Below are 4,867 nucleotides of genomic sequence, written 5' to 3'. Positions count from 1 at the left end.
AAACAAGGTCATTGGCATTGGCTGATCTACCATCGTTAAACTTCAAACCATCACGCAAATGAAAGGTAATCACCGTATTGTGATCATCGCCTGAAACATCCCAATGCGTTGCTAAAGACGGAACTATTTTCGTTGGATCATCTGTCGCAGTACTGACCAAATTATCACAAACATTTCCAATAATTTCACTTGCATAAACATCATTGCTTTGGGCAGGATCAAACGTACTGATTGCATCAAGATTCCAAGCCATCACAAGAGTATTAGCTGGTGTTTTTGCTGAAACCTGTTGTACAACTACTCCCAGTGCAATAAGAGCAGCAACAAGAGAGCTACTACTTTTCAACATTGTTTTCTTCAAGTTCATAAACATTTCCCTTTATTTATTTTTTATTAATTAATGACGCTGAAATAACATGGCAAATTTATAATTATACACATTGAATAAATACATTCTAATCGCCTATACAGAGTCATCTACTTTATAAATTCATTGACTTACATCTCAATCAAACCCTAGCGAACATACAATATATGTTTTGCTAACCAGTATCACATTCTTTCATAACCTTTCTTTGCATACGATAATGCCGTATACCAGCCCCATTAATTATCAAAACGATAAGCCTTGTAGCCCCCAAAATGGTAAGCTTTAAAAATTCTCACTCTCCTCAAACACTCAATTTCAAGATGCGCCGCATCTTTACTACATGATCAAAACTGCACTAAAATAGCAGAAAGGCATAAGAAAAGATCTTTTCTAAAACTCTACCCCCCACCACACAAAAATCTGCTTAATCTTTTGAAAACTAAGTGTCAAAAGTTTTACGTTTTTATCAACAAAACCGAACACGTTAACAAAAATAAAGGAACAATGAGAAGAATCACCCCTTCCAAGCCTTATCTTTTGAGAGATAAAACTTGCAATAAAAGAATACACACTAAAATGCACTTCTCCATTGATAAAAACAAAATTCATCACACTACCCCCCAAGACATAACGAATATAAACTCTTCTAAACTTTAGTGTGCATCATTGCTTTATCACTATAAAAATAGAACAGAAAACAACATACTGCAACAAAACTCTTGTTTCCAGCAGAAACATACAGAGATTCAACTAAGCAATGTAGTGGATACAAGCCTGCCTGAGCTTAATCATCTTCCCAAAAATTGGAGCGCACACGCGGCAAGATCACTCTCTAATAGAAGAAAACTATCAGATAATAAAACCCAACACAAGCAGCTTGAGTCATTTAACTTCAATTTTTCATCATTGTATAGTTTGTATATTTCAATTATCTTATGCTGCATTTTATTTTTATTGCCTAGGTAAGTATCAAGAAATCGACCTACACACAAATAAACCAACAAGTCATACAACCAAAGTAAAATATAACAATGCAACAACAGCCCCTTCTAAAAACCACTTTGTATTCGTCAATAAACATGAATAAAATATTCATTACTTATTATAACGGTCATGTCATTAACAGAAATAAAAACACCCTCTTCTGAACCATTTCAAATGCCAAGGACTATTCAACATTGAGAGCTAGTAAAGTGTGTGATGGTGCTGATTTGCTCCTTCATAAGCATAAAGATGGAATGCACAATGGATTGACTGTTATACCATTCATGGGCTGCGTTGCAAAATGGGCTTTGGTACACTAGATGTTTCTTTAAAACATACAAGACATTACCATCATCTCACCTCAGATACATGACCGTTAAGGTATCACTCCTTTTTTGCATCTGTTTTTTCATCTTCAAAATTATGCCTTTATCGTTTTGAGTGCCAACAACAGTAGAAAATCATTGATATTGTATAGTTTGTATATTTCAATTATCTTATACAGTGGAGTTGTATAATCTATACATTTATTAAACAATTCAATTATTATTCTATTGATCATTACCCTTACAAAAGAACGTTGGCCAATTTATCGACAAAAACATCCTTCAAGATGATCATTAACAATCCCTACGGACTGCATAAAAGCATAACAAATTGTGGGACCAACAAATGTCCAGCCACGTTTCTTCAAGTCTTGAGAAAGACGAAGAGAAGCAGGGGTTGTAGGATGAGCCGACAGTGTTTGAAAGTCTATCTTTTCATAACGCTCTGATTGTAGTGGCTGAAAAGACCAAAAATAGCGGGACAAGCTCCCCCACTCTGTTATAATTTCCTGTGCTCTAAGCGCATTATTAAGCACTGATTGAATTTTTCCCTGATGGCGAACAATGTCTTTATTCTGCATTAACATTTGCACCTTTAGCTCATCATAATGAGCAATCTTTTCAAAGTCAAAGTCATCAAATGCAATGCAAAAAAAAGAGCGTTTTTTTAAAATTGTAAACCAAGAAAGTCCCGCTTGGAAACCTTCAAGGCAAATTTTTTCAAACAAACAGATATCCTCAAAAACAGGTTTTCCCCATTCGTTATCATGATAAGCACAATAAAGTGAATCCGTTCCAGCCCATGCGCAACGAACTTTTCCATCCCCCCCCTTAAGAAGACCTTCCGCAAGCATGGCATTAACCGTATTAAAAGAGAGTTCCTTGATCATCACTTGGCGACTTTATCTGCTTGTGTTTTGAACGTTTAGAAAAAACAGGTTCTTGTATTGCAACACTGATATCACCATCAAAAAAGCGTAAATTTATTTGCCCTGTTTCAGGAAACTGAGTCAACCGTTTAATGGGCTTATTATCTTGCCTCAAAGCCAAAACAAAACCACGCTCTAAAATATTCTGATAAGAAGTGCTTTTTAAAAGCCTAAATGCAAGCTCTATTTTGGCACGTTGTTTTTCCACACTACGCACAAAAGCACGATGAAGGCGCGCCGTATATTCCTTTGTATTGCGTTGTGCTTTTTCACTATTTAACAAACGTAGCGAAAGACGTAAACGAAGAGTGTGAAAAGAAAAACATTTTTTATCGTAGCTCACACAAAGAGCACGCTGTAATCGATTTGAAATTTCATCAAAACCACGCCGAGGTAGAGCAAAAAGTTGATCGACAGTGGGAAGACCACGTCTGGCTGCACGCAACTTTTGTTGATGAAAATCAAAAGAACGTACAAGTCCCTTGCGCAAACGTGCCCCAAGAGACGCAACACATACTTCAAGATCAAGCTTAACGGGAACAGCCTTTTCTGCAGCTCCTGTAGGAGTTGGAGCACGCCAATCAGCAACATAATCAATCAAAGTCCAGTCCGTTTCATGCCCAACAGCAGAAATAACGGGAAGAGCAGAGGCATAAACAGCACGAACAACAGCTTCGTCATTAAACCCCCACAAATCTTCTAAACTTCCCCCTCCCCGTGCAACAATAATAAGATCAGGTTTTGGAATAAGTCCTTCTGGAGCAAGAGCATTAAAACCTTCAACAGCAACAGCTACCTCTCTCCCACTTGTTTCCCCCTGAACACGTACAGGCCAAACCAAAATATGTAACGGAAAACGATCGGATATACGATGAATAATATCACGAATAACAGCACCTGTTGGTGATGTTACAACGCCTATAATTCGAGGCATATAAGGCAAAGGTTTTTTCTTTGCTTCATCAAATAAGCCTTCTTCCACAAACTTTTTCTTACGATTTTCAAGAAGTGTCATCAAAGCACCAACCCCCGTTGGTTCAAGAGCCTCAATGACAATTTGATATTTCGATGACCCTGGATAAGTTGTAAGTTTACCAACAGCAACCACTTCCATCCCTTCTTCAGGAGGAAATTTGAGCTTTTCCATCACTCCACGCCAAATAACAGCTTCCAACCGTGCCTTATCATCTTTTAAAGCAAAATAAGCATGTCCCGAAGCATGAGTACCACGGTAACCTGATATCTCCCCACGCACCCGTACATAACCAAACTTTTCTTCAACAACACGCTTTAGAGCTCCTGCTATTTCGGAAACAGTAAATTCTGCCACATTTGTTACACCTGTTTTTTCACTAAACAAACTTACCATTTTTCAATTCTTTACGCCCGTTTCTGTGAATCTTTTTGAAACAACACAATCTTTAAACTTTTTATTTATAGCTTCATCAAAATACCCATAACACTGGCTAAAACAGCTTATATTTTGAATTTCAAACCGATTATCCGAGTTATAAAAAAGCTTGAAGCCATTGTATGAGGATCTCCAGATTCATTATTTCATCTGAAAGCTGTATCAATAGAAGTTAAAATATTTAATCTTAACATCCACACAAATACACCTTTCATAAGAATTCCTAAAATAAAACTCTCTACACAACATAGTAATCCATTCCCGATAAAATTCAACGTATTGCAAAGTGTTAAAGAGCTTTGCAATACATCAAATATACCATGATCATATTTTTATATTTTATAAACCTGCTGCCTTCTTATTTTTCAATTGCACTGTAAAAAATACGTGGTGCACTATTCCAAACCCATTTTTTGACATCAGGTGTCATCGCTACAGTATGATACGTCTGATAGATAAAAGCATAGGGTCCTTTCTGCATAAATTCACGTTGCAAATCAGCATACATTTGCGCCCGTTTCTGTGAATCTTTTTCAAACAACGCATCTTGAACCTTTTGATTCATAGTTTCATCCAAATACCCATGGCACCAACTAGCATAGGCTGTATTTTTAGCCTCAAACCTATTATCAGGATTGTAAATAAGGCGTGAAGCCATTGTATGAGGATCGGCAGAATCATTATTCCATCCGAAAAAAATCGTATCAAAACTACGTGAAAATAATTTTGAAAGTAACTGTGTTCCTACAAAACGTTCAATCTTAAAACGCACCCCAACCTTTTTTGCGTTGTCTTGGAGAGACTGAGCAATAGGCAAAGCAAAAGGATAAGGAGAGGCACCAGCAAA

3 protein-coding genes and 1 pseudogene are annotated in these 4,867 nt (G+C 36.9%); all 4 read right to left on the bottom strand.

The features are described from left to right. A partial coding sequence (locus ACFIKO_RS08665) for an ABC transporter substrate-binding protein (protein ID WP_375620511.1) occupies nucleotides 1-367 on the bottom strand: 367 nt, incomplete at its 3' end. Between the two features lie 1,576 nt (nucleotides 368-1,943). Further along, entirely contained in the window at nucleotides 1,944-2,570 is a 627-nt protein-coding gene (locus tag ACFIKO_RS08660) for a DNA-3-methyladenine glycosylase I (RefSeq protein WP_375673800.1), read from the bottom strand. Continuing rightward, on the bottom strand, nucleotides 2,548-3,978 hold the full coding sequence (gene xseA, locus ACFIKO_RS08655; RefSeq protein ID WP_375620513.1) for an exodeoxyribonuclease VII large subunit: 1,431 nt from the start codon (nucleotides 3,976-3,978) through the stop codon (nucleotides 2,548-2,550). The genes ACFIKO_RS08660 and xseA overlap by 23 nt, the downstream gene beginning before the upstream one ends. A gap of 400 nt (nucleotides 3,979-4,378) precedes the next feature. After that, a pseudogene (locus ACFIKO_RS08650) lies at nucleotides 4,379-4,867 on the bottom strand (ABC transporter substrate-binding protein); the annotation flags it as partial.

This window comes from Bartonella sp. TS82HLJMH (assembly GCF_042193495.1).
Classification (GTDB): domain Bacteria; phylum Pseudomonadota; class Alphaproteobacteria; order Rhizobiales; family Rhizobiaceae; genus Bartonella; species Bartonella grahamii.
The sequence above is the reverse complement of the archived record's forward strand: the minus strand, read 5'-3'. Positions and strand labels throughout refer to the sequence as shown.